Below are 22,356 nucleotides of genomic sequence, written 5' to 3'. Positions count from 1 at the left end.
AGACAAATACCTCGTCCTTATGATTCAAAGATAAGGATGGGGTATTTTTTATTGTCCACTTTTTTCATACAATTGTTCAAATGTTCCACGTGAAACACCACATCCATTTTTTCAAATGAAAGGGAGATTGACATGAGTGAACATGCATTGGTTTTACAATCAGATTTCGGCATTGATGATGGAGCTGTCAGTGCAATGTACGGAGTGGCAAATACGGTCAGCAGCAGGATCCGCATTTTTGATTTAACACACAATATTCCGCAGTATGACATTTGGGAAGCTTCTTATCGCCTGCTTCAAACCGTCACATACTGGCCGGAAGAGACGGTATTCGTTTCCGTCGTTGACCCGGGTGTTGGGTCAGAGAGAAAAAGTCTTGTTGTCAAAACGACAAGCTCACACTATATCATTACCCCAGATAACGGGACACTCACGCACGTCGCGCAGGATATTGGCATTGTGGAAGCCCGTTATTTAGATGAAACCATTAACCGGCTGCCAAAGTCGGGAAAATCACATACATTCCATGGGAGAGATATTTACGCTTATACAGGAGCAAGAATTGCATCAGGTGTCATTTCTTTTGAAGAGGTTGGGCCAAAGGCGAATATTGATGACATTATCCATCTTCCAGTCGTACAGGCATATGCGGAAGAAGATGTGATCACAGGGACGATTGATATTTTAGATGTGAGATTCGGAAACCTATGGACAAACATTCATCACACGCTATTTGAACAGCTTTCAATTAATTATGGGGATGCAATAGAAGTTACCATTGCCAACGGGCCGAAAAATGTGTATAAAAATATCATGACCTATGGACGATCTTTTGCCGACTTAAAGGTAGGCGAACCACTCGTATATGTCAATTCACTAGACCATTTAGGCGTGGCGATCAATCAAGGGTCATTTGCAAAGGCTTATAACATCGGTACAGGCACAGGCTGGCGCCTTTCGATTCGCAAAGCTCCGCGCATTATATACGAATAAGAGGAGGATACATCATGGCAGGAAAACAACTTTCAACGAAAACTGTCGTTGCTATTGGAATTGGCGCAGCCGTCTTTGTGATTTTAGGACGATTTGTCTCCATTCCAACTGGAATTCCGAATACACAAATTGAAACCTCATACGCATTCCTTGCATTAATGGCCGTGCTATTTGGTCCTGTTGCAGGCGCACTGATTGGTTTTATTGGCCATCTCATTAAAGATGCGACCACATTTGGCCCTTGGTGGAGCTGGATTATTGTTTCGGGTGTCGTTGGTTTATTGATCGGCTTTATTTCTAACCGTTTAAAAGTAGAAGAGGGAGACTTCGGCTGGAAGAAAATCACGCTTTTCAACGCCGTACAAGCAGGCGCACAGGCATTAGGCTGGTTTATCATTGCTCCTGTGCTCGACATTGTGATCTATGCAGAACCTGCGAACAAAGTATTTGTTCAAGGCATTGTGGCAGGAATTTCGAACATCATCACAGTTGGTGTACTAGGAACCATCATCATTGCAGCCTATGCAAAAACGAGAAGCAAAAGCGGCAGTCTATCGAAAGAAACATCATGAAGCAAGGTGGAACACATAAATGAAGAAACCGATGATTCAATTCGAACATTTCGGATTCAAGTATCGCAGTCAGGCAGAACCAACATTAAAGGATATCAACCTGACCATCTATGAAGGAGAAAAAGTTCTCATCGCAGGCCCGTCTGGATCGGGAAAAAGCACACTAGCCCATTGTATCAATGGGCTAGTTCCTGCGTCTTATAAAGGTTCTATGGAAGGAAGTCTTCACATCGGCGGGAAAAATGCAGAGAAAGAGAACATTTTCTCCCTCTCCCAGCTTGTCGGAACGGTGCTTCAGGACCCTGATGGACAATTCATCGGGCTCACCGTTGGAGAAGACATTGCGTTTACGCTTGAAAATGATCAAGTCACACGTGAAGAAATGAAAACACGTGTCGAGGAAGCAGCAAGATTAACAGAGGTAGACGGAAAGCTGGCATCGTCCGTGCATGAGCTGTCAGGCGGACAAAAACAACGTGTCGCTATCGCTGGTGTACTGGTCAACGATGTCGACATTTTGCTGTTTGATGAACCACTTGCAAGCCTTGATCCCGCAACAGGTAAAGAAGTCATCGACCTCATTGACCGGCTGCAAAAACAAACGAAAAAAACCATTGTGATGGTTGAGCACCGATTAGAAGACGTCCTCTTCCGTCATGTGGACCGCATCATCGTTGTCAATGAAGGAACGATTGTAGCGGATATGACACCAGATGAATTGCTCGCCTCAAACGTATTAGAAGCGGCGTATTTGCGTGAGCCTTTATATGTAAAGGCGATGAAATACGCAGGCATTCCGGTTGCACCGGGGGATCAGATCGCTGATTTACAGCGTCTCACTCTAAACGACGAAGCAAAAGAGAAAATCGAGCAATGGATGGAAGCATCTGAGCCATCAGTAGAGCAGATTGCAGCACAGGATTTACTAGAAGTGCGTGAGCTGAGTTTTGATTATCCAACAAGACCAAACACGCTGAGCAACATCTCTTTTACGGTCAAAAAAGGAGAAATGATCAGCATCGCAGGAGCCAATGGAGCAGGCAAGACAACATTATCTAAGGTGCTCTGTGCGTTTGAAAAGCCAACGAAAGGCTCAATTCTTTTAAATGGTGATGACATCACAGGAGATACGATCAAACAGCGCTCCGAACGAATCGGCGTCGTCATGCAAAACCCAAATCAAATGATTTCAAAACAAATGATTTTTGATGAAGTCGCACTCGGTCTCGTTTTAAGAGGCGTAAAGGAAGAAGAGATCAAAGAACGGGTGGAGCGGGTCCTGAAAGTGTGTGGGCTGTATCCATTTCGGAACTGGCCGGTTTCAGCGCTCAGCTTTGGACAGAAAAAACGCGTCACCATTGCGTCAATTCTTGTATTAGAGCCAGAAATCCTCATCCTAGATGAACCAACCGCAGGACAGGACTTTAAACATTACACAGAGATGATGACGTTTTTAGAGCAATTAAATCAGCAGGGTGTCACGATTTTCATGATCACCCATGATATGCACTTAATGCTAGAATACACAACAAGAACCATTGTCATTTCAGATGGAGAAAAAATCGCAGATGATACACCAGCCAAAGTACTGACAGATCAGCTGCTTGTCCAAAAGGCGAGCTTAAAGGAAACATCGCTGTATGAACTGGCGCTGAAAGCTGATTGGCCGAATCCAAATGAACTCGTGGATCGCTTCATTGAGGTTGACAGAAAGGAACGAATGACATGGCTGTAGACATGCTGTCCTATATCGACCGCCCGTCGCCGATTCACCGGCTGACAGGTGCAACCAAACTCATTTGCTTTATCCTCTGGTCATCCGCAGCGATGCTCACGTATGATACAGGCGTTTTAGTGTTTATGTTAGCCTCCAGTATCGTATTCTTTCAGCTATCAAACGTACGATTTCGTGATATTTCCTTCGTGGTGATCGTCCTGGCGATTTTCCTAGTGATTAATAACATCGCCATTTACATCTTTGCGCCTCAGCAAGGTGTCGCCATCTACGGAGCAAAGCATGAGCTGTTTCATATTGCCGGCTGGTACAACGTCACACTTGAACAGCTTTTCTATCAGTTGAACATTACGCTAAAATACGTGACCGTGATGCCAGCAGCGCTTTTATTTATTGTGACAACAAATCCAAGTGAATTCGCCTCATCGCTCAGCAGAATTGGGGTCAGCTACCGGATTTCCTATGCGGTAGCGATTGCCTTGCGCTATATTCCAGATATTCAGCGGGATTTTCGTACGATCGCGATTTCTCAGCAAGCAAGAGGCATTGATTTATCGAAGAATGAAAAACTGGGGAAACGAATCAAAAATGCGTTGTCTATTGTCATGCCGCTGATTTTCTCCAGCTTGGAGCGGATTGAAACGATCAGCAATGCAATGGAGCTGCGTGGTTTTGGGAAACATAAAAAGCGTACATGGTTTACGGCAAAAGACTTTCAAAAAGCAGATTATGTGGCGTTCGTATTTGTTGGTGTGGTACTGATTGTTTCGTTAGTGATTACATTTGTTAGAGGAACGAGATTTTATAATCCGTTTTTATAGAAAGAAGCCTTCACAGGAGTGGAGGCTTTTTTATTTGGTTTGTGGATAAAAGGTGTGGAAAATGGTAAAAGACTATTAACATGTGAATAAATCGGTTATATTGAACAATGAGCGAAACACTTGTGAATAACGAGACAACATATTGGAGGAATTAGAAACTTATGAACAAATCACTTTATGCTTGTGCAGAACATATAGAAACCGTACTAGACATGTACATAGATGACCATGAAACACCGCCAGAATTCAGAAAAATCGAACATACACACAGTTTATCCACAACCTGTGAATTGTGCGATGAACCTGCAATATATATAGTGGGGAACGAATGATCGGACACAAAATACACAAATTTTATCCACAATTGTTGATAACTTATATGAATAACTTGTTCTTAAGGTGGGGATGACCTGTGAATATATCAATTATCACAGTAGGAAAATTAAAAGAGAAATATTTAAAGCAAGGCATAGCCGAATACACAAAACGATTACAAGCCTATGCGAAAATCGAAATCATTGAGCTTGCGGACGAAAAAGCACCCGAGAATCTCAGCGATCAAGACATGAAAATCATCAAAGACAAAGAAGGCGAACGCATCCTAAGCAAAATCAACCCAGACGCCCACGTCATCGCCCTCGCCATCGAAGGAAAAATGAAAACTTCCGAAGAATTAGCCGATACAATAGATAAGCTGGCAACATACGGAAAAAGCAAAGTATGTTTCGTCATAGGCGGATCCCTTGGCTTAAGCGACGCTGTCATGCAGCGTGCGAATGATAAACTGTCGTTTTCGAAAATGACGTTTCCGCATCAGTTGATGAGATTGGTGTTGGTGGAGCAGATTTATCGGGCTTTTCGGATTGTGCGGGGGGAGCCTTATCATAAGTGATATTATACAAAAAGTGGATATTGTGTATAATAATACAAAGGGGTGATATCTTGCAAAATACAAAAAGAAATATTTTCGGTATTGAACTATTAGAACAGATTGATTTAAGTTGTAATGAAAAAGAATTAAAAAGAATAATGGTAGAGTATTCTTTAGAAATAGAAGAAATTACACAAATGCAAGATGACTTAATAGAAAAAGAACTTTCAAATTTTAAGGATAAAGAGACAGAACAGTTCGAAGTTTACTTAAAAAATTTAACATATATAAAGCAGTCTTACTTTATTATGTTAAAAGAACCAGAAATTAATTCAAATAAATATGAATTAGAATATTTAAAAGATATTAAAATAGAAGAAATAATTGACTTAGAACAAGAATTAGATGATGGGAAATTGATTTTAGATTACAGCAAAATAAACAATTTAGTAAATAGAAGGAAAGAAGAAGAAGAAAAATGGAAAGAGTATAATATTCCGCATACACTTTCCGAAATGCTGGGCATAAATAAAGATGAGATTATATATATAAATAAACTTAGCGAATATATTGACTTTGTCTCGAAACTAGAACCTGCTGAAAACTATGTCTCAAGAGGACAAAAAAACTGTACAAACAAATTAATCCCCTCATTACATAGAAGGTATACAAAGGATTTTGAAATATATGCAGATAAGTATGAGAGTGCTTTTAAACAAAAAATTGTATTTTATGATAGAGATATTATAGGGAAGTCAAAAGAAGCATTAAGAGCGGAAGGCCAACATTTTGGCTTACCTACAGAGTATTTAGACTTTACTGAAGCACACTTGATTTCCTTATTATTTGCAATTGAAGACTATGAATATAGGGAACATCATTCTATAGTATACTTTATTGACGCTCTCTCTTATAATGATGACACAATTAATAGGAAAGAGAAATTAATAGATTACTCCGATACTAACGTGGTAGATGGTTTGAATAAATTTTCTGCCAGGTCATATTTTATTAAATTAGGTAATTCAAATGAAAGAATTCATTTTCAAAAAGGGTGTTTTTTAAAAGTATCTACACAAGATAGAGAAGACTTTGAGAGAAGATTATTTGAGTTTGGAAAAATTGTAATAATAAATAAAGAAGCGAAGAAAAATATGTTGAAAGAGCTTTTTAATCTTGGTATTACTTTTGAAAATATTTATCCTGATAAAGATAATGTAGTTAAATCTATAAACTTCCAACACGAGATGATGAAGGGGGATGATATTTGATGATGAGCTCTAAATTTAAAGAGTCCATGAGAAATATAAAATCAAATAGACCGTTAATATCGGTTCAAGATATCGTTACATTTATTGAAAAGGGAGAAAAGTATCTAAAATTAGATGTCTTAACTGAACAAGAAGAGATAGAGATATTACATGGAATTGTTTTAAGTCCAGATTATCAACGTAAATATCGATCTTCCATTCGAGAAGAGAGCTCAATTATTGAATCACTATTGATTGGAATACCAATACCAGAAGTTTTTCTGGTTATTTCTGGTGAAAATGATGCTCAAATTAGACATGTAATGGACGGACAACACCGTTTAAATGCGATTTTTAGATATATAAACAATAAATTTCCATTGAAAAATCTGGAGATAATAGGGGAAAATCCAGCATATGATAATAAAAAATTTTCTGAGTTAGATAAAAAAGATAAAATTAAAATCTTAGGGAGTCATTTATCAATTCTAGAATTTGAAAGCTTTGAAGATCCAGAAGTAGAGATAGAATTATTTAAAAGATATAATAGAAACACAAAACCTTTAGAAATACAAGAAATTGAAATGGCAACTTACTTTTCAGAAACGAGTAAATTTATAAGTAACTTTATTAATTCTTTGATTGAGGATAGTGAGGATAATCTATTTCATTTCGATAATTTAAGAGAGATGAAATTACTGAAACTTTATAATATTACGAAAGGTAGGAACGATAAGCAAAAAAATCACCAAGAAATATGTATAATATTTAGTGTTTTAGAAAAGGGGTTACAAGAAAATATAAGGGATGGAATTACTGCTTCGAAAGTCTTTTTAGAGAGAAAATCCAAATTGTTCAAAAGAAATGAAGATGAAAACTTAATAGAAATGAGAGAAATATTTGATGATTTTAATGAACTAATTATAAAGATATCAAATGAAGTAGAATTTCCATTTTCAATGAGTATGGTTTCAGATAAAAAAGAAAGACAGAGTAAATTTATAGTAGGAGTATCTATTATACTAGCAGCAATATATTATTATTTTGAAATTAATCTTAATGATAAAAAGCTTGTAGACGATATAAAAACAATAATTTCTTGTTCCCCTATAGCTGACATAGAATATAAAGCCTCATCAACTAATATGAAGAATATAATGAAATATTTATTTATAGATAATAAGATACAAAAAAGAGAGTTTTCTTCATTAATTTTAAAACAAAGCAAAAAAACAGAAATTGAGAATTTTATTAGAAGTAATATTGAAAAGAATATTAAATAGAAAAATGTAAGTCTTATTAATTCTAATGGCAATTGTTGCGCTTAAAAGTCTACTTATAAAATTTATAAGTAGACTTTTTTGTAATCATCCATAATAATTATACGCTTGAATAAAAAATTAGGATTGCATGTAAAAGCGTATCAAAATAGCGAAATCTACAAGACAAAAGCGATATTGAAAAGCAAACTTCTGAATATCTCAACTTAAAAAAAGAACAACAAGAAGCCCTCGCCAACCGTCCTTGGTATGAAAAAGCACTCGATTATGGCGGAAACATCGTGAATGAACTGACCGGCGTGAACGATGCAAAACGTGCCGCAACAGGCGTTGATCCAATCACGGGCGAGGAACTCACCGCAGGCCAGCGAGTGATAAGCAATTTCTAATTTAAATGTATTTCTAGAGATTTTCCACCAAGGTTTTTTAATAACCTCATTTAAAGGCATCACGGTGAGCCTTATCATAAGTTAGTGAGGGGTGAGAAGGCTAAATTTAGCTGTACAAGCAGCAAAAAAGTGCTCTAATCCTTTTCCATCAAACATCTCCATTGCACCAGGATAGAAGATATAACCACCCCGCAAAAAAACGCGATTAAGCCTAAAGCTGCGGGAATGACCTAGTAAAATAGAAATTTTTAAGGAATCTCAAACAACACATGTTGACATATCGTTATTTATCGATATAATGGTTTGTATGGAGCCAATAGAAGTTTTCAAAGCCTTATCCAATGAATCAAGACTGCAAATTTTACAATGGTTAAAGGAACCTGATCGTCATTTTACACCCCATGAAGGGATTGATATGAATACTACAGGGGTATGTGTTAGTCAAATAACAGATAAATTGAAAATGACGCAATCAACAGCATCTCAATACCTTTCAATTTTACTTCGAGCTGGATTAATTACGACAGAGCGTATAGGTAAATACACGTATTATAAAAGAGATGAAAATGCCATAAAACAAATTGCTGAGATTCTAGAAAAAAATATTTAATAAATGAACTGAATTCATACATCAGAATTCAGTTTCATTTATTAAATACAAATCGACTTATCGTAATATGTTTTTTTGTCCATACATATTAACAATTCTAGATATGTAAATGCATTATATTTAAGGAGTGATCTACATTGTCAAACACTGTAAATATTTACATTTTAGCTATTGTAAGTTTTTTAGTTGGTACATCAGAGTATATCATCTCTGGTATTTTGGATAATATTTCTGAATCATTAGGAATTACAATAGCTGCAGCTGGCCAGTTAATTACGATTTTTTCTCTTGTGTATGCCATCTTCACCCCAGTATTAATGGCTTTAACATCGGGAATGAATAAACGCAAGTTAATGTTATTTTCACTTAGCGTTTTTATTCTAGGTAATATTCTTGCATTCGTCCTCCCTGGGTATCAATTATTTATTGTGTCAAGAATTATTATGGCTCTTGGAGCGGGGATGGTCGTAGTTACTGCATTAACAATTGCTGAAAAAATTGCACCAAAAGGTAAGCAAGGTACCGCTATTGCTACTGTAGTAATGGGATTTACAGCATCATTGATCATTGGAGTCCCACTGGGCAGAATGACTAGTGATTTCTTCGGTTGGAAAGCTGTATTTGGAGGAATAGCCTTACTCGGATTATTAGCCATGGTGATCATTTCTCTTACGATTCCAAAAATCCAAGGGGATAAACCTGTACCTTTAATTCAACAACTTGCTCTTTTTAAAAAACCAAAAGTAGTGTTAGGATTAGCCATCACCTTTTTCTGGCTCGGTGGTTATTCAATTGCCTATACCTATCTATCCCCTTACCTTTTAAATATATCGGGTGTAAGCAGCAAATTGCTGAGTGGAGTTCTCCTCGTATTCGGGATTGCTAGTCTAGTTGGGTCAAAGTTTGGTGGATTTAGTACCGATCGATGGGGTGTGAATTTTACTCTGATTAGTGGAATGACATTACATGTCATCATGCTCATATTGCTCTCACTAGTTACTCATTCTTATGTTGGAGTATTACTCATTTTAATATTATGGTCATTTGCTGCATGGTCTTCTGGTCCGACTCAACAATATCACTTAGCTACAATGGAGCCAGAGTCATCAGGTATACTATTAGGTCTCAATCAGTCAATGATGCAATTGGCTATGGCTGCAGGTGCAGCTATTGGAGGTATCTTTGTAGAGAGGGTTTCTCTATCTTCCGTTACTTGGGCAGGTGCTTTAGGCGTTGCAATCGCGATCATTGTAACAATATTGGCTTCGCGTGCTACTTCGAGTAATGAAATTCGATATACTTAAACAGTAGAACGATGGGAAAAAACGTGATTCAATTTAAAAAATAATGACAGAAAGTAGGAAGCACCTTTGCACTCAATTAAAAAAATAGGTCAGAGTTTTTGGTACATCACACCAGTATCACTTACCGACCGCCCCATCCTAGGCATGGTCGCAGGCAATAACAAAACATTAATGATCGATGCCGGCAACTCAGAAGATCATGCGAATTATTTCATCCAAAAAACTTTAAAGCATGAGAACGTTTCGCCCGATCTCGTTGTCCTCACGCATTGGCACTGGGATCATATTTTTGGTCTGCCAGCGCTGCCTGATACGGTTTCAATTGCTTCTGCACAGACAAGAAAGGAAATAGAGGAGCTTGTTCCGTTTTCGTGGTCAGATGAGGCAATTGATGAGCGGGTGAGGGAAGGAACGGAGATTGAGTTTTGCGCGAAGGCGATAAAAGAAGAATATCAGGAACATCGAGATATTCAGGTGGTTTTACCGGATGTGACCTTTGACCGTCGGATAGAGATTGATCTTGGCGGAGTCACTTGCATCGTGCAGCATGTTGGAGGCGATCATGCGGCAGATTCAGTGATCGTGTATGTGAAAGAAGAGAAAATCCTTTTTCTTGGTGATTGCATTTATCCGAAAATGTATGCCGAAAAAGTCCATTATACGGTGAAAGAAATATTACGTCTTTTAGATGAGTTAAATGCTTTTGATGTCGATACGTATATTCCTTCACACCAAAGACCGTGGACAAAAGAGGAGTTTCGTCAGGAAACAGACAAACTTAGGATAATTGCGAAATTCACTGATCGATGTGGTGGAGATCGGCAGAGAATCATGAGTGAATATCAAGCACATGTGAACAGAGAACTGAAAGAAGATGAGTTAGAAACCATTGCTTACTTTGTAAATGGGTATTAAATCATAACTAAAAAAAGTCTCATTTGAGTGATTTCCCTCAAACGAGACTTTTTTTGCATCACGTATTGTGACAGACTTATTTTGAGCATTGATAATAAAAACAATCCCCAAGTAGGCTTGAGTTTTCCTTATTAGGAGGTAAAAAACAGATGGACAAAATAACTGACCCATACGACACTTTCAAAACCAAAATATCCAAATATCCAATTGAACAAAATCATTGGCAAGCCTTCAAAGATGGAACAACGATTAAACAATTAAAAGCGGGTACATGCATGGTCAAGGCTGGCGATCCTGTGAAGCACGCTTATTTCTGCATAACGGGGCTCTTCCGTCTCTTCTATTTGTTACCGGATGGAAGGGAGTACAACGTGGCTTTTACGTTGGAAGATGATTTTGCTACTTCTTATGCAAGTATGATCAACGGGCAGCCTTCTCCTTATTCGATTGAAGCGATGGAGGATTCTATTGTGATTGAAATTCCGTATGATCTGCTTCAAATGTTGATGGATAGAAGTCATATGTGGGAGCGGTTTGTTCGGGTTAGTGTAGAGAGGCTGTATACGAGAAAGGAAGAGCGTGAGAGGGAACTGCTATATTTGCCGGCAATTGAGCGATATCAGGCGTTTTTATTGAAATATCCCGGGTTACATCAACGTATCGCTCAATATCATATTGCCTCATATATTGGTATTTCTCCGGTTTCGCTGAGCAGGCTTCTTCATCCTGCTGAACATTAACCTATGTTAATGCACAATCTCTAGATCTGACGTACAATCATCACATCATAGAAGAATCGGGGGTATGATGATGAAATATATGATGGTTGTTTTATTAGAGTTCTACCCATCTTGGCTTGCTTTACCACGAGAGGAGCGCAGAACCCATGCGGCTTCGCTGCAAGAGTTGATGCAGAAATATGAGGAACATGTGACGGTGCGCTTTTTTGATGCTGAAGCTCTTCCAGGTAAAGATTACACAGATTTTGTGATGTGTGAAACGGAAGACCTGAAGTTCTATCATTTTATGTGGGAAGAGATTAGGGATTCTATTCCTTACACAAGTGGTTATGTCAAAATTAAAGAAGTCATCATGGGAATGGAAAATGCTTTTCAAACATATGAAAAAGAGTCTCTGAAAATGGATCAGTAATCGAAAACCACCTGCTATCAGGTGGTTTTTTGTACATTCTATTTTTTGGTATAATCAGAGGTAATGTAAGAACGGATAAATTTTTGAACTGAATCGGAGGTACATATGAAACAGCTTTACATGAAGCAGAAAGTATTTAGCCTGAGCGGCAGATTTACGGTAAAGGATCAGCAGGAGGACGATGTGTATGTGGTCGAAGGCAGCTTTATGAAGATGCCAAAGACGTTTACCATTTTGAATACAGAACGAGATGAAATCGCTGTGATTACGAAGAAAATGTTTACCTTTTTACCGAAGTTTTTAGTAGAAGTTGATGGTCAAGAGGTATTGACGATTAAAAAAGAGTTTACGTTTTTTAAAGCAAAATATTCAATTGATGCTGCTGGGATTGAAGTACAAGGTAACTGGTGGGATATGAATTTCCAGGTGCTCCAGAACGGCGAAGTGATCGGTCAGGTGAAGAAGGAATGGTTTACTTGGGGTGACAGCTATAAGGTTGATATTTTGAAAGAAGAAATGGAGCCTGTGATGATTGCGCTCGTTGTTGCGATTGATTGTGTGAAAGCTGATGAAGCAGCGTCTAGGTCTTCGTCGTCGGCCACGACGAATTAATAAGTGAGGTGAGCACACTGATCACATTCCAATACAAAGTATTTCTAACAGTCGTCGAATGCGGCAGTTTTACAAAAGCCGGGGAGAAGCTTGGGCTGACGCAGTCTGGGGTGAGTCATAATATTGCAAAGCTTGAGTCGGAACTCGGGATTGTGCTGCTTCGGTGGAATCGAAACGGGCTGTCATTGACAGACGCAGGTGAGCGGGTGATGCCTCATATCCGGCAAATCTTGCATCATGCGGCATTGCTTGAGCAGGAGGCGGCGCTAATTCAAGGGATGGAAGTGGGGAGCATCAAGATTGGGACATTTCCTAGTTTTTCTTCAAATGTTCTACCACGCCTTATTCACCGTTTTACGCAATGCTATCCGCATATCAAGCTGGAGTTATATGAAGGTGGTTATGAGGAGATTGAGGAATGGATTGCTTCAGGGACGGTTGATGTTGGTTTTTTAACGCAGTCATCGAGGGAATTTGAGACCGTACCACTTTTTCAGGATGAATTGGTGGTGCTCATACAAGAGAATCATCGCTTTCATACGAAGAAAGTGATCGAAGTTGACTCGTTACATGATGAAGCCTTTATCATGCCGAAAGCGGGCTGTAACATACTCGTTAAGAAGCTGTTAAAAGAAAGAGGCAGCGTGAAGCCTCATGTTTTGTTTGAAATTGAAGACAACAATACGCTCATTTCTATGGTTCAAGAAGGATTAGGGGTCACAATCATTCCAAAATTAATTTTGCCGCCGCACATACCTCATACGAAAGTCATTCCATTGGAGACGAACGTCTATCGTGAGGTCAACCTGGCGTTCAAATCGTTCAAGGCAGCTTCCCCATCGGCGAAAAGATGGATTGAAACGGTCAAAAGTCATTTTAAATAGAATCAGCTTGAACAGGAGGTCTCCCATTCAAGCTGGTGTTTTATAAAGTCAACACGCCTCGGATCGTGATGACAGCTGCGCCTGCCACTTTGATCACCGGCTTTGATTCATTTGGAATGACTGTGATACGAAGCAAGCCAGGCCTGCCGATGGCATCCCCTTGGGCAATATTCAGGTGAGTGATTTCTTGCTGAGAAATGATGCCCTCCAAATAAAGATATCCAGCCAATGCCCCGTTTGCTGCCCCCGTCACAGGATCTTCGGGTATACCAATCCCAGGTGCAAAATCTCTCGTATAAAGATCGCATTCTTTTGAGGTGTGGAACGTATAAAGGTGGGTTGTCGAGATGCCATGCTCTTTATTCATTCTAGCTAAAGCCGCTAAGTTTGGTGCTGCTTGATCAATGTCCTGTTGGTCCTTCATCGGAACAAGAAGATGCCAGTTACCGGTGTTTGCTAATTTGATAGGAAAGGATGGATCAATGCGGTCAATGCTCACACCAAGCATGTCACTAAGCTCTTCTAAATCAATGACAAAATCTCGCGTCTTCGGTGTCACCTGAGTCATTTCCACATCAACGACCTTGCCATTTTCTTCGTGCCATACGACAGGAACCTTGCCGATCTTTGTTTCTAACACGACCCCTGATCTCTCTTTAGCCAGCCCTAGCTCCGTCGCCAGAAGCCAAGTCAAACCAACAGTTGCATGCCCGCAGAAATTGACCTCTTCTGTCGGCGTGAAGTATTTGACCCGATAATCGGCTTCCTTATCATGGGCAGGCAGCAAGAAGACGGATTCCGGTAAATTCAACTCCTTGGCGATGCTCTGCATGTCATCTTCTGTTAAAAACTCACCATCCAACACCACCCCAGCGGCATTTCCTCCAAATTTCTCAGTTGTAAACGCATCAACATGATACACTCTAATGTCTCTCATCTGACGAACCCTCCTATACATTTTTGTTACGTTTATCATAAGTTTGTTTGATGCATTCGTAAAATGAATCTTTTTGATGTTTTAAATCGGAGATGTTCATGTAAGAGAGGAGGTTCACTGTACCTATTAAATTGGTAGTTTGATAAGTCTTTAGTCATGTTATTAACTCTTGTATCTATACTAGATGAAATGTATAATATTTGTATATAAAAACATTAATAGGAAAAGTGAGGATATATTTATGAAAATGGTCCTGAAATTAGTAGCTTCTATTCTATGTGTGATGATGTTGAGTTTTCATATACAAAAAAGTGTGAGTGCCACAGAGGGTGGAACGAAAACAACGGTTGATCGTTATCAATATGGTGATAATTATCTGACAGGTAAAACAGCGCCAAACGCAATCGTTGCATTCGTAGATTGGGGTGTTCCGAGTAACTGGAAATCTAAATATATGCACTACGCAAAAGCAGATAGTAATGGAAACTTTAAGTTGTTTTCTTGGAACATTAGTTCAGGTCAAACGGCGGAGTTAGATACGTATGACCAAAATGGGACAATGCTTTCTTCAAACAAAGTGTATGTTTTCAAGGAATCTTTTAGCTCATTAGATCCGATATATGATACTTCTCAGGAGTTAACTGGGAAAACTGTGAAGAACACAAAAGTAGAGGTCGTGAAAGATGGCAAAGTAATTGCCTCAGGCACATTCAATGATGCCATTCATTTGAAGCTGCCTGCCCTAAGTGCAGGGACATTCCTAACAGTGAAAATGACGACTGGCAGCAATATCGACGTTTACAAAAAAATTGTGAATCCTAAGAAAATCTCACTTATTCCTACGACAAAATGGTCTAAATCAGTGAAAGGCCAAACGGGAATTCCTTATGCAAAGATCGTCTTTAAAAATCAAAAATCAAGTGACATCATTCAATCGATGACTGCAGATGGTGATGGCAACTTTGAGTTGAATTTAGACAAAAACACAATAAAGTCATTAAATCAAAGTAAATTTCAAGTGTTGGAACCTTCTTATGATAATGCTTTGTATGAGACCACTTTCCAACTGAGATCAACCGCTCCGACTATTGATCCTTTTACTCAGCTTTCAACTTCAGTGGGCGGAACTGCAACTCCTGAAAGTATGATCAATATTTTAGATGGAGAGGGAAGAGTCATTGGGGAAGGTCAGACAGACTCTAATGGCGTCTATGATGTTCCTGTTTCAAAGTTAATCGGTGGTGACTTCATTACAGTCAAGTCGTTCATGGCTGATAATCCGAGTGAAACGGATCAATCTCAGGAAGATGTACAGAAAGTTTTTGTGGAAGAAATCGATGATTCAAGTGAGACCATTAATGGCATGAGTACGTTTGGCGATCAAGCTATTGTAGAGGTGCAATCTGATTCAACGAATAACACAATAAAAGCAATGTCGAAACTCAGCGCTAGCACAACGAAAAAGAAATTTGGACCATTCAACATTACGCCGGGCAAAGATTTTAAATTGAAAACGGGAAAATTACAACAAGGATCTAAAGTAACAATCACGTTGCAGAGTGGAAAGAGAAAGGTCGCCTTGCCAGCCTTCACCGTCAAAAAAGTCGTCACATCTCCACTTGCATCATCCCAAGTGAAGGTGACGAACAATAAAGGGAAAAATGATACGGTGACGATAAAAGGAATCAAAAAGCAATCAGTCATCAAAGTTTTTAAACAATCTTCTGGTGGAAAAGCGATTGCCCAACAGGCTGCATCTAGCTCGAACCTGACAATTTCCTTGAAGCAATTGGGTCAAACAAGTGGAACGCTTTATATCAGTATAAAAGAGCCTGGTTTAAAAGAGGGAAATCGAGTACCAATTCGTTATCAGGGTGAAAAGTCAGATGCTTTAAAAGCCAGCCAAGTCAAAATCAATAATCTTAAAAATAAAAATGACATCATTACAGTGAGTAAATTGAAGAAAAAAGATGTAATTAAAGTCTACTCAACAAGCGGGAAATTACTAGCTGCATCAAAACCAGCTACCAGCTCGTCCATCAAATTGTACGTTAAACAAGTTGGGACTAAGAGCGGTAAAGTGTATATCACGCGTATCAGCGATAAGATGCTGGAAAGCGGAAAGCAAACCATTTCTTTTAAAGGTGAGCCGTCTGCTTCGTTAAAAAGCAACCAAATCAACATCGTGAACAACAAAAAGAAAAAAGACGTGGTTACGGTCAGTAAACTCACCAATCAAGATGTTGTCAAAATCTATCATTCTTCGGGAAAGCTTATTGGGAAGTCAACAGCTACTAAAGGCAAAGTTGTAAAAGTCACTTTCAAACAACTAGGCGCTAAGGGAGGAAAACTCTACTTCACCGTCACTGGGAAAGGCATGTCGGAAAGTAGTAAAACGGTAAAGGCGTTTAAAGCTGAAAAGTAGAGTTTAATGATCATTTAAAAAAAATCGTCATTCATTTCTATGGTGACGATTTTATTTTTAAAAGCCAAACGATATAAATTCCAATGATAGGAGAGTGTTTATATTGAAAAAATTGCAGTATTTTATCCTAATGGCTGTCATCTTTTGCTGCAGTATGTGGTCCGTGACTGTTCAGGCACAATCCGGATATTTCAACACATATACAACGTATTCTGCAATGTCCGGTTCTGGGTTCTACACTTCTATGCAAGGGATGGCTGTAGATCGTAATAATAATATGATTTATGCTGCAAAAATAAATACGTCAAATCACTTGACGCAATTGTACGCTATTAAAATGAACAGCTCTTCAAGCAATAGAATTGTTAAGCTCCTTAAAAACTCTGACACCAACAGTACTAGTAATGACTTAGGACATGCTAATGACTTAGCTGTGAAAGCTCAAAAAGGTGATGAGCAAGTTAGCTTATATGTAGCGCCTATGGCCGATGGTGCAAAGTATGTAAAAAAGATAGTGAAGTTAAGTGTGAACACGAAGAAAAATACGTACAAAGTGGCTAAATCCTATGTCCTTCAGTACCAAGGGGCGAATTTATCAATTAGCGGCATCACATATTCTGTTGGAGCGGACAAGTTTATTGTCAGGTCTGGCAATCGCTTTTTTATTGGGAATTTTAATGACCAAAAAGGACAATTTGAATATGAGGCAACATTTACATTAAATTATACGAAAGCGATTGTAAATCAATCAGTGGTGGATGTTTCTAAGTACATTCTTCAAGGCATTTCTTTCTATCAAGGAACATTATATGTACCATTATCTAAGCCAGACTCCAATGGAGGGGCTTCTAATGTGAGTGTCATTCTCACATATCCATTAAATATCAATCAAATCCTGAAAGAGCAAAAGGAAACACCTGCAAAAGATTTTTCAAAAGAGTTGTTTACTAGAAAAGACCTTTCATTTCGAATTACGAGCAGTGCATTTACTCTTTTTGAAATAGAAGCTGTTGATTTTGATGACGGAACGTTATATTTTAATACAAATCGCGGGAAGAAAGGCACACAAGAAGATATGATCGCGACGTTCAATGATTATAACTATTACAAGTGATAGGTTATTTGCAAAAAGCCCCTCAGTTTATGAGGGGCTTTTTCCGTCCATCACCCATAATAATTATTGGCTTGAATAAAAAATTGGGATTGTGTGTAGTTATATGTGATTTTCGAAAAGTCGAAGGGCTGGCCGTTTGTGAGGTGAAAGACCGTCTCGACGCGGAGGGCGGGATCGTCTTGTTTGAGGCCGAGGTGCGTCGCTTCGGTTTCATTCAATTTGCCTACTTGTAAGTACATATCGGAGAAACCGACTTTGAGCCCCAAACCTTCACTGACGAATTTAAAAACAGAATCGGCGGCAATTTCTGTGTTGAGATAAGGAATAATCGTTTTTCGGTAATAGGATTCTTCTAAACATAAGGTTTGTCCGTTGATGTAACGAATGCGTTTAAGGTAAAAAACATCTTCATCTTGTTCAATGTTCAAATTAAGTGCAGCTTCTTCGGACGGTTTGATGGTGTCTAGCATTAAAACCTCTGATGTCAGTTGAAATTCCTCTAAGTCTTTTTTAAACCCTTGGTTGGATAAAAGGCTGATGTATCCCTTGCGCCGGTGTCTTCGAACAAAGATGCCGCTGCCCCTCACTTGATAGATAATTCCTTTTTTTTCGAGTAATTCTAACGATTTGATAATGGTACTTTTGCTCACAGCAAATTGACTCATGAGTGTTTCGAGTACAGGGAGCTTATCTCCTTGTTGCATCTCATGGGTGACAATATATTTTTCAATATCGCTCGCAATTTGTTGATACTTTAACATGGCTATTCCTCTTTGTTTTCACGATTTATTGTCTTTGTATTATAGCACATACCTAATTTCCTTTGATATGCTATCTAAAATTATATATGTATTGATAAATTGTACCGGTATAATTATAATGTACATATACTAGTAGTGATAAAGGGGGGTTTTATATGTCAAAAGTGAGGGACTATCAAAAGCTTGCAGAAGACATCTTAGAGGCAGTTGGCGGAGAAGAAAATGTGGTGAGTGCTGCAAGATGCGCCACGCGGCTGCGTTTGGTCTTGAAACGTTCGAATCCAAAGGCAAAGGAAGCAGTCAATGCGATGCCTGGCGTCATTACCGTGGTGGAAAATGGCGGTCAATTTCAGGTCGTTATCGGTCAGCATGTTGGTGAGGTATATGAGCATTTTTCAAGCCTTGTTCAGCTGCAGCCGTCTGATGATGATCAGCCAAATGAAAACAAGGGAACGGTGCTGAACCGTGTCATCGCGACCATGTCTGCTGTGTTTGCGCCATTTGTGTATATTTTGGCAGCAGCAGGTATTTTACAAGGTGCACTTATCCTCATTAATTTATTATTTCCAAGCTTCTCGAAAACGGGAACGTATGAAGTCTTTAGCTTTATTTCATGGGCGCCGTTTACGTTTTTGCCTATCTTTATCGCCATCACAGCAGCCAAGCATTTTAAAACGAATATGTATATCGCCGTAGCGTGTACAGCAGCGCTTGTCAGTCCAGCTTGGACGGAGATTGCTGGACGCGTGGCATCAGGGGAAGGCGTTACTTTTTTAGGCATAGCGTTATCTGAAACGGTTTATACGTCATCTGTTTTGCCGCCGCTATTCTTGGTATGGATCCTTTCATATGTAGAGAGATTTTTAAACAAACGCATTCACGAGGTGGTCAAACCGTTATTTGTCCCATTTATCTGCATGGTTGTCATGGTTCCGTTAACGATTCTATTAATTGGTCCTCTTTCGACAGCCGGTGCAAATGGGATTGCAAACGGATACAATGTTTTAGCGGAAAATGTCCCAGCTTTAGCAGGTGCTATTATCGGAGGATTCTGGCAAGTGCTTGTCATTTTCGGTGTTCATTGGGGCATCACACCAATGGTGCTCGCCAACTTTGAACAATATGGACGTGACTCCTTCCAGGCATATCAAACCATCGCTGTTATCGCTCAGGTCGGCGCAGTGTTAGGGGTTATTTTAAAAGCAAGAAACCGCGAAACACGAAAAGTCGGGGTTTCAGCGGGAATCACGGGTCTCTTTGGAATTACTGAGCCTGCGATTTATGGGGTTACCCTGCGTTTCAAAAAACCATTTATTTTCGGATGTATATCTGGAGCGGTCGGTGCCATTGCTGCCAGCTTCTTTACGCCTTATTACTTTGCGTATGCAGGGTTGCCTGGTCCACTGACGATTGTAAACGGAATTAGTTCAGATTATCCAACATCGATCATCGGCATATTGATTGGTGTCGCAATTGCGCTGATCTTACCAGTTGTGCTTATTCAAATGTTTGGTTATGGGGAAGATACAGTGGAACAGACAGCCGGTGCAACGTCTGATAAAGAGCAAGTTGGAGAAAAAATGAATGGTTCGATGAATAATGAAGAGACCATTCCTGCACCGCTTGCAGGGAAAGTGATCCCGTTATCTGAAGTGCCAGATGCCGTATTTAGCTCGGGGGCGATGGGCAAAGGGTTTGCGATTGAACCGACAGACAACAAGCTGTATGCACCGTTTGACGGCAGTGTCGTCATGCTTGCGCCAACAAAGCATGCGATTGGACTGCGTTCAGAATTCGGGGTGGAGTTACTAGTTCATGTAGGAATTGATACGGTTTCCCTAGATGGCTCAGCATTTACTCTGCATATCAAAGAAGGCAGCAAGGTGAAGAAGGGTGACTTGTTGATGACATTTGATCAAGAAGCCATTGAAAGCAAAGGATTAAAAACAATCACACCAGTCATCATCACCAATACACAAGCGTACGAAGATGTGATTGTAGAGAAACGTGAGACATGTCAGCCAACAGACGTCATGATCACAATTGTGAAATAGGAGGAATGAATAATGACATTACCAAAAGATTTTCTATGGGGCGGAGCATTAGCTGCACATCAATTTGAAGGTGGATGGAATGAAGCAGGAAAAGGCCCAAGTGTTGTAGATGTGATGACAGCAGGTGCTCATGGAGTACCGAGACAAATAACTGAAACGATAGAAGAAGATAAATTTTATCCGAACCATGAAGCGATCGATTTCTACCATCGTTATAAGGAAGATATCGCAATGTTTGCCGAAATGGGTTTAAAATGTTTACGTACATCGATTGGCTGGAGCCGGATTTTCCCTAAGGGAGACGAAGCAGAACCGAATGAAGCAGGTTTACAATTCTATGATGATGTATTTGATGAACTGCTCAAGCATGGCATCGAGCCTGTGATTACGTTGTCTCACTTTGAGATGCCGCTCCATTTAGCAAGAGAGTACGGCGGGTTCCGCAGCCGAAAAGTCGCTGAGTATTTCGCGAAATTCGCAGAAGTATGCTTTAATCGATACAAAGACAAGGTCACATACTGGATGACATTTAATGAAATCAATAACAAAATGGATGTCAACAACCCACTATTCCTTTGGACAAATTCAGGGGTATCAGTCAAAGAAGGCGAAAATGCCAAAGAAGTCATGTATCAAGCAGGACACCATGAATTACTTGCAAGTGCATGGGCAGTAGCCAAAGGAAAAGAAATCAATCCTGCTTTCCAAATTGGAGCGATGGTGTCTCACGTGCCAATCTATCCATATTCCTCAAACCCTGAGGATGTCATGCTGGCAGAGGAATATATGAGACAGCGCTATTTCTTCCCAGATGTACAGGTGCGCGGCTACTATCCGAGCTATGCATTAAAAGAATTCGAACGCGAAGGCTATCACATTCCATTTGAAGAAGGCGATGAAGAAAGCTTAAGAAAAGGAAAAGTGGATTATCTAGGCTTTAGCTACTACATGTCGACAACGGTTAAAAGTGATACGGTGTCTGATCACAACGGAGACATTGTCAACGGAGCCCTGCCGCATGGTGTAGATAACCCTTATATCAAATCAAGTGACTGGGGCTGGTCCATTGACCCGACAGGCTTAAGATATACATTGAATCGTTTTTACGATCGCTATCAAATCCCGTTATTCATCGTAGAGAATGGATTTGGTGCAATAGATCAAGTGGAAGAAGACGGTTCTATTCACGATCCAGAAAGAATTCAATATCTCGCTTCTCATATCGAAGCACTGAAAAAAGCCATTGAATACGACGGTGTCGACCTTATTGGCTACACACCTTGGGGCATCATTGATATCGTGTCATTCACAACAGGCGAAATGAAAAAACGCTACGGCATGATCTACGTTGACCGCGACAACGAAGGAAACGGCTCAATGAAGCGCCTCAAAAAAGATTCGTTTACTTGGTATCAAAACGTCATCGCAACGAATGGTGAAGAAGTGTAATAAAGGAAAATAGAAGCCCGGACGAGCGTGGTATATGCTTGTTCGGGTTTTTCATTGTTTATGTTTTATTAATGCCTGAATACAAAGAAAAAAGAGAGTAATAGCGACAAAATAGTTCATTGGATTGTGAAAGATCTTAATGTTCAAGGAAATTTGAAGAAGAATTCAAAAACCGAATATCACCATAACAGCAGGAATGATTTTTTTATACACATTGATTCTCCTTTC

General features: G+C 39.4%; 21 protein-coding genes, 1 pseudogene and 1 other annotated feature (1 of these 23 only partly in view). Of the genes and pseudogenes, 20 read left to right on the top strand and 2 right to left on the bottom strand.

Annotation, left to right across the window (positions count from 1 at the left end; translation table 11 throughout):
• Positions 1 to 22: a binding site (T-box leader), on the top strand (it extends 249 nt beyond the left edge of the window).
• A 110-nt stretch (positions 23 to 132) separates the two neighbouring features.
• From AC20OE_RS04410 to AC20OE_RS04335, 16 genes and pseudogenes are all read left to right on the top strand, one after another.
• On the top strand, positions 133 to 993 hold the full coding sequence (locus AC20OE_RS04410) for an SAM hydrolase/SAM-dependent halogenase family protein (protein WP_041089455.1): 861 nt from the start codon (positions 133 to 135) through the stop codon (positions 991 to 993).
• 14 nt (positions 994 to 1,007) lie between these two features.
• On the top strand, positions 1,008 to 1,565 hold the full coding sequence (locus tag AC20OE_RS04405; RefSeq protein ID WP_024424020.1) for an ECF-type riboflavin transporter substrate-binding protein: 558 nt from the start codon (positions 1,008 to 1,010) through the stop codon (positions 1,563 to 1,565).
• Between the two features lie 19 nt (positions 1,566 to 1,584).
• Complete coding sequence (locus AC20OE_RS04400; protein WP_487268508.1) at positions 1,585 to 3,300, top strand: ABC transporter ATP-binding protein; 1,716 nt, start codon at positions 1,585 to 1,587, stop codon at positions 3,298 to 3,300.
• Positions 3,291 to 4,121: an energy-coupling factor transporter transmembrane component T family protein gene (locus tag AC20OE_RS04395; RefSeq protein ID WP_059375755.1), complete on the top strand. Its 831-nt coding sequence runs from the start codon at positions 3,291 to 3,293 to the stop codon at positions 4,119 to 4,121. Before AC20OE_RS04400 ends, AC20OE_RS04395 begins: the two co-directional genes overlap by 10 nt.
• Positions 4,122 to 4,282: 161 nt before the next feature.
• Positions 4,283 to 4,453, top strand: coding sequence for a CxxH/CxxC protein (locus tag AC20OE_RS04390; RefSeq protein ID WP_008360116.1), 171 nt, complete (start codon positions 4,283 to 4,285; stop codon positions 4,451 to 4,453).
• An 80-nt stretch (positions 4,454 to 4,533) separates the two neighbouring features.
• Positions 4,534 to 5,013 (top strand): 23S rRNA (pseudouridine(1915)-N(3))-methyltransferase RlmH, encoded by a 480-nt coding sequence (gene rlmH / locus AC20OE_RS04385; protein WP_059375758.1) that lies wholly within the window; start codon positions 4,534 to 4,536, stop codon positions 5,011 to 5,013.
• Positions 5,014 to 5,063: 50 nt separating this feature from the next.
• Positions 5,064 to 6,263, top strand: coding sequence for an FRG domain-containing protein (locus AC20OE_RS04380; protein WP_059375772.1), 1,200 nt, complete (start codon positions 5,064 to 5,066; stop codon positions 6,261 to 6,263).
• Positions 6,263 to 7,525 (top strand): DUF262 domain-containing protein, encoded by a 1,263-nt coding sequence (locus AC20OE_RS04375; RefSeq protein ID WP_231730851.1) that lies wholly within the window; start codon positions 6,263 to 6,265, stop codon positions 7,523 to 7,525. The genes AC20OE_RS04380 and AC20OE_RS04375 overlap by 1 nt, the downstream gene beginning before the upstream one ends.
• Before the next feature lie 132 nt (positions 7,526 to 7,657).
• Positions 7,658 to 7,896, top strand: a pseudogene (locus AC20OE_RS04370) (pre-toxin TG domain-containing protein); the annotation flags it as partial.
• 322 nt (positions 7,897 to 8,218) lie between these two features.
• Positions 8,219 to 8,521: an ArsR/SmtB family transcription factor gene (locus AC20OE_RS04365; protein WP_039182804.1), complete on the top strand. Its 303-nt coding sequence runs from the start codon at positions 8,219 to 8,221 to the stop codon at positions 8,519 to 8,521.
• Positions 8,522 to 8,658: 137 nt separating this feature from the next.
• Positions 8,659 to 9,825 carry an MFS transporter gene (locus AC20OE_RS04360; RefSeq protein ID WP_099663859.1) on the top strand — a complete coding sequence of 389 codons (1,167 nt, stop codon included), beginning with the start codon at positions 8,659 to 8,661 and terminating at the stop codon, positions 9,823 to 9,825.
• A 66-nt stretch (positions 9,826 to 9,891) separates the two neighbouring features.
• A complete protein-coding gene (locus tag AC20OE_RS04355; RefSeq protein WP_059375762.1) occupies positions 9,892 to 10,740 on the top strand; it encodes an MBL fold metallo-hydrolase in 849 nt (282 codons plus the stop codon).
• 149 nt (positions 10,741 to 10,889) lie between these two features.
• Entirely contained in the window at positions 10,890 to 11,480 is a 591-nt protein-coding gene (locus tag AC20OE_RS04350; RefSeq protein ID WP_059375764.1) for a Crp/Fnr family transcriptional regulator, read from the top strand.
• A gap of 70 nt (positions 11,481 to 11,550) precedes the next feature.
• A complete protein-coding gene (locus AC20OE_RS04345; RefSeq protein ID WP_039183409.1) occupies positions 11,551 to 11,892 on the top strand; it encodes a darcynin family protein in 342 nt (113 codons plus the stop codon).
• 105 nt (positions 11,893 to 11,997) lie between these two features.
• Entirely contained in the window at positions 11,998 to 12,504 is a 507-nt protein-coding gene (locus AC20OE_RS04340) for an LURP-one-related/scramblase family protein (RefSeq protein ID WP_487268502.1), read from the top strand.
• Positions 12,505 to 12,512: 8 nt separating this feature from the next.
• Positions 12,513 to 13,388, top strand: a complete 876-nt coding sequence (locus AC20OE_RS04335) for a LysR family transcriptional regulator (protein WP_487268500.1) — start codon at positions 12,513 to 12,515, stop codon at positions 13,386 to 13,388.
• Between the two features lie 40 nt (positions 13,389 to 13,428).
• On the opposite strand, the gene AC20OE_RS04330 is transcribed toward AC20OE_RS04335, so the two are convergent.
• Positions 13,429 to 14,325, bottom strand: a complete 897-nt coding sequence (locus tag AC20OE_RS04330; RefSeq protein ID WP_099663858.1) for a PhzF family phenazine biosynthesis protein — start codon at positions 14,323 to 14,325, stop codon at positions 13,429 to 13,431.
• A gap of 241 nt (positions 14,326 to 14,566) precedes the next feature.
• Between AC20OE_RS04330 and AC20OE_RS04325 the strand changes: the two genes are divergently transcribed.
• Both AC20OE_RS04325 and AC20OE_RS04320 read left to right on the top strand, forming a co-directional pair.
• The gene (locus tag AC20OE_RS04325) at positions 14,567 to 16,750 is read left to right on the top strand and encodes a hypothetical protein (RefSeq protein WP_099663857.1); all 2,184 of its coding nucleotides are present in this window, start codon (positions 14,567 to 14,569) and stop codon (positions 16,748 to 16,750) included.
• 130 nt (positions 16,751 to 16,880) lie between these two features.
• Complete coding sequence (locus AC20OE_RS04320; protein WP_372555844.1) at positions 16,881 to 17,864, top strand: hypothetical protein; 984 nt, start codon at positions 16,881 to 16,883, stop codon at positions 17,862 to 17,864.
• 50 nt (positions 17,865 to 17,914) lie between these two features.
• Here the strand turns inward: AC20OE_RS04320 and AC20OE_RS04315 are convergent, their stop codons facing one another.
• Positions 17,915 to 18,625, bottom strand: coding sequence for a GntR family transcriptional regulator (locus AC20OE_RS04315; protein ID WP_039182781.1), 711 nt, complete (start codon positions 18,623 to 18,625; stop codon positions 17,915 to 17,917).
• 155 nt (positions 18,626 to 18,780) lie between these two features.
• Between AC20OE_RS04315 and AC20OE_RS04310 the strand changes: the two genes are divergently transcribed.
• Both AC20OE_RS04310 and bglA read left to right on the top strand, forming a co-directional pair.
• Complete coding sequence (locus tag AC20OE_RS04310) at positions 18,781 to 20,679, top strand: beta-glucoside-specific PTS transporter subunit IIABC (RefSeq protein ID WP_487268497.1); 1,899 nt, start codon at positions 18,781 to 18,783, stop codon at positions 20,677 to 20,679.
• 9 nt (positions 20,680 to 20,688) lie between these two features.
• On the top strand, positions 20,689 to 22,128 hold the full coding sequence (gene bglA / locus AC20OE_RS04305) for a 6-phospho-beta-glucosidase BglA (protein WP_099663856.1): 1,440 nt from the start codon (positions 20,689 to 20,691) through the stop codon (positions 22,126 to 22,128).
• Positions 22,129 to 22,356 lie beyond the last annotated feature (228 nt).

It is taken from the genome of Bacillus sp. SRI_025, from assembly GCF_057592095.1.
The sequence above is the reverse complement of the archived record's forward strand: the minus strand, read 5'-3'. Positions and strand labels throughout refer to the sequence as shown.

Coding starts and splice junctions, on each gene's coding strand:
- AC20OE_RS04410 (WP_041089455.1), top strand. CDS start 133: ATGAGTGAACATGCATTGGTTTTACAATCAGATTTCGGCATTGATGAT.
- AC20OE_RS04390 (WP_008360116.1), top strand. CDS start 4,283: ATGAACAAATCACTTTATGCTTGTGCAGAACATATAGAAACCGTACTA.
- AC20OE_RS04340 (WP_487268502.1), top strand. CDS start 11,998: ATGAAACAGCTTTACATGAAGCAGAAAGTATTTAGCCTGAGCGGCAGA.
- AC20OE_RS04345 (WP_039183409.1), top strand. CDS start 11,551: ATGAAATATATGATGGTTGTTTTATTAGAGTTCTACCCATCTTGGCTT.
- AC20OE_RS04405 (WP_024424020.1), top strand. CDS start 1,008: ATGGCAGGAAAACAACTTTCAACGAAAACTGTCGTTGCTATTGGAATT.
- AC20OE_RS04400 (WP_487268508.1), top strand. CDS start 1,585: ATGAAGAAACCGATGATTCAATTCGAACATTTCGGATTCAAGTATCGC.
- AC20OE_RS04350 (WP_059375764.1), top strand. CDS start 10,890: ATGGACAAAATAACTGACCCATACGACACTTTCAAAACCAAAATATCC.
- AC20OE_RS04315 (WP_039182781.1), bottom strand. CDS start 18,625: ATGTTAAAGTATCAACAAATTGCGAGCGATATTGAAAAATATATTGTC.
- AC20OE_RS04395 (WP_059375755.1), top strand. CDS start 3,291: ATGGCTGTAGACATGCTGTCCTATATCGACCGCCCGTCGCCGATTCAC.
- AC20OE_RS04320 (WP_372555844.1), top strand. CDS start 16,881: ATGGCTGTCATCTTTTGCTGCAGTATGTGGTCCGTGACTGTTCAGGCA.
- AC20OE_RS04365 (WP_039182804.1), top strand. CDS start 8,219: ATGGAGCCAATAGAAGTTTTCAAAGCCTTATCCAATGAATCAAGACTG.
- AC20OE_RS04310 (WP_487268497.1), top strand. CDS start 18,781: ATGTCAAAAGTGAGGGACTATCAAAAGCTTGCAGAAGACATCTTAGAG.
- AC20OE_RS04375 (WP_231730851.1), top strand. CDS start 6,263: ATGATGAGCTCTAAATTTAAAGAGTCCATGAGAAATATAAAATCAAAT.
- AC20OE_RS04325 (WP_099663857.1), top strand. CDS start 14,567: ATGAAAATGGTCCTGAAATTAGTAGCTTCTATTCTATGTGTGATGATG.
- AC20OE_RS04330 (WP_099663858.1), bottom strand. CDS start 14,325: ATGAGAGACATTAGAGTGTATCATGTTGATGCGTTTACAACTGAGAAA.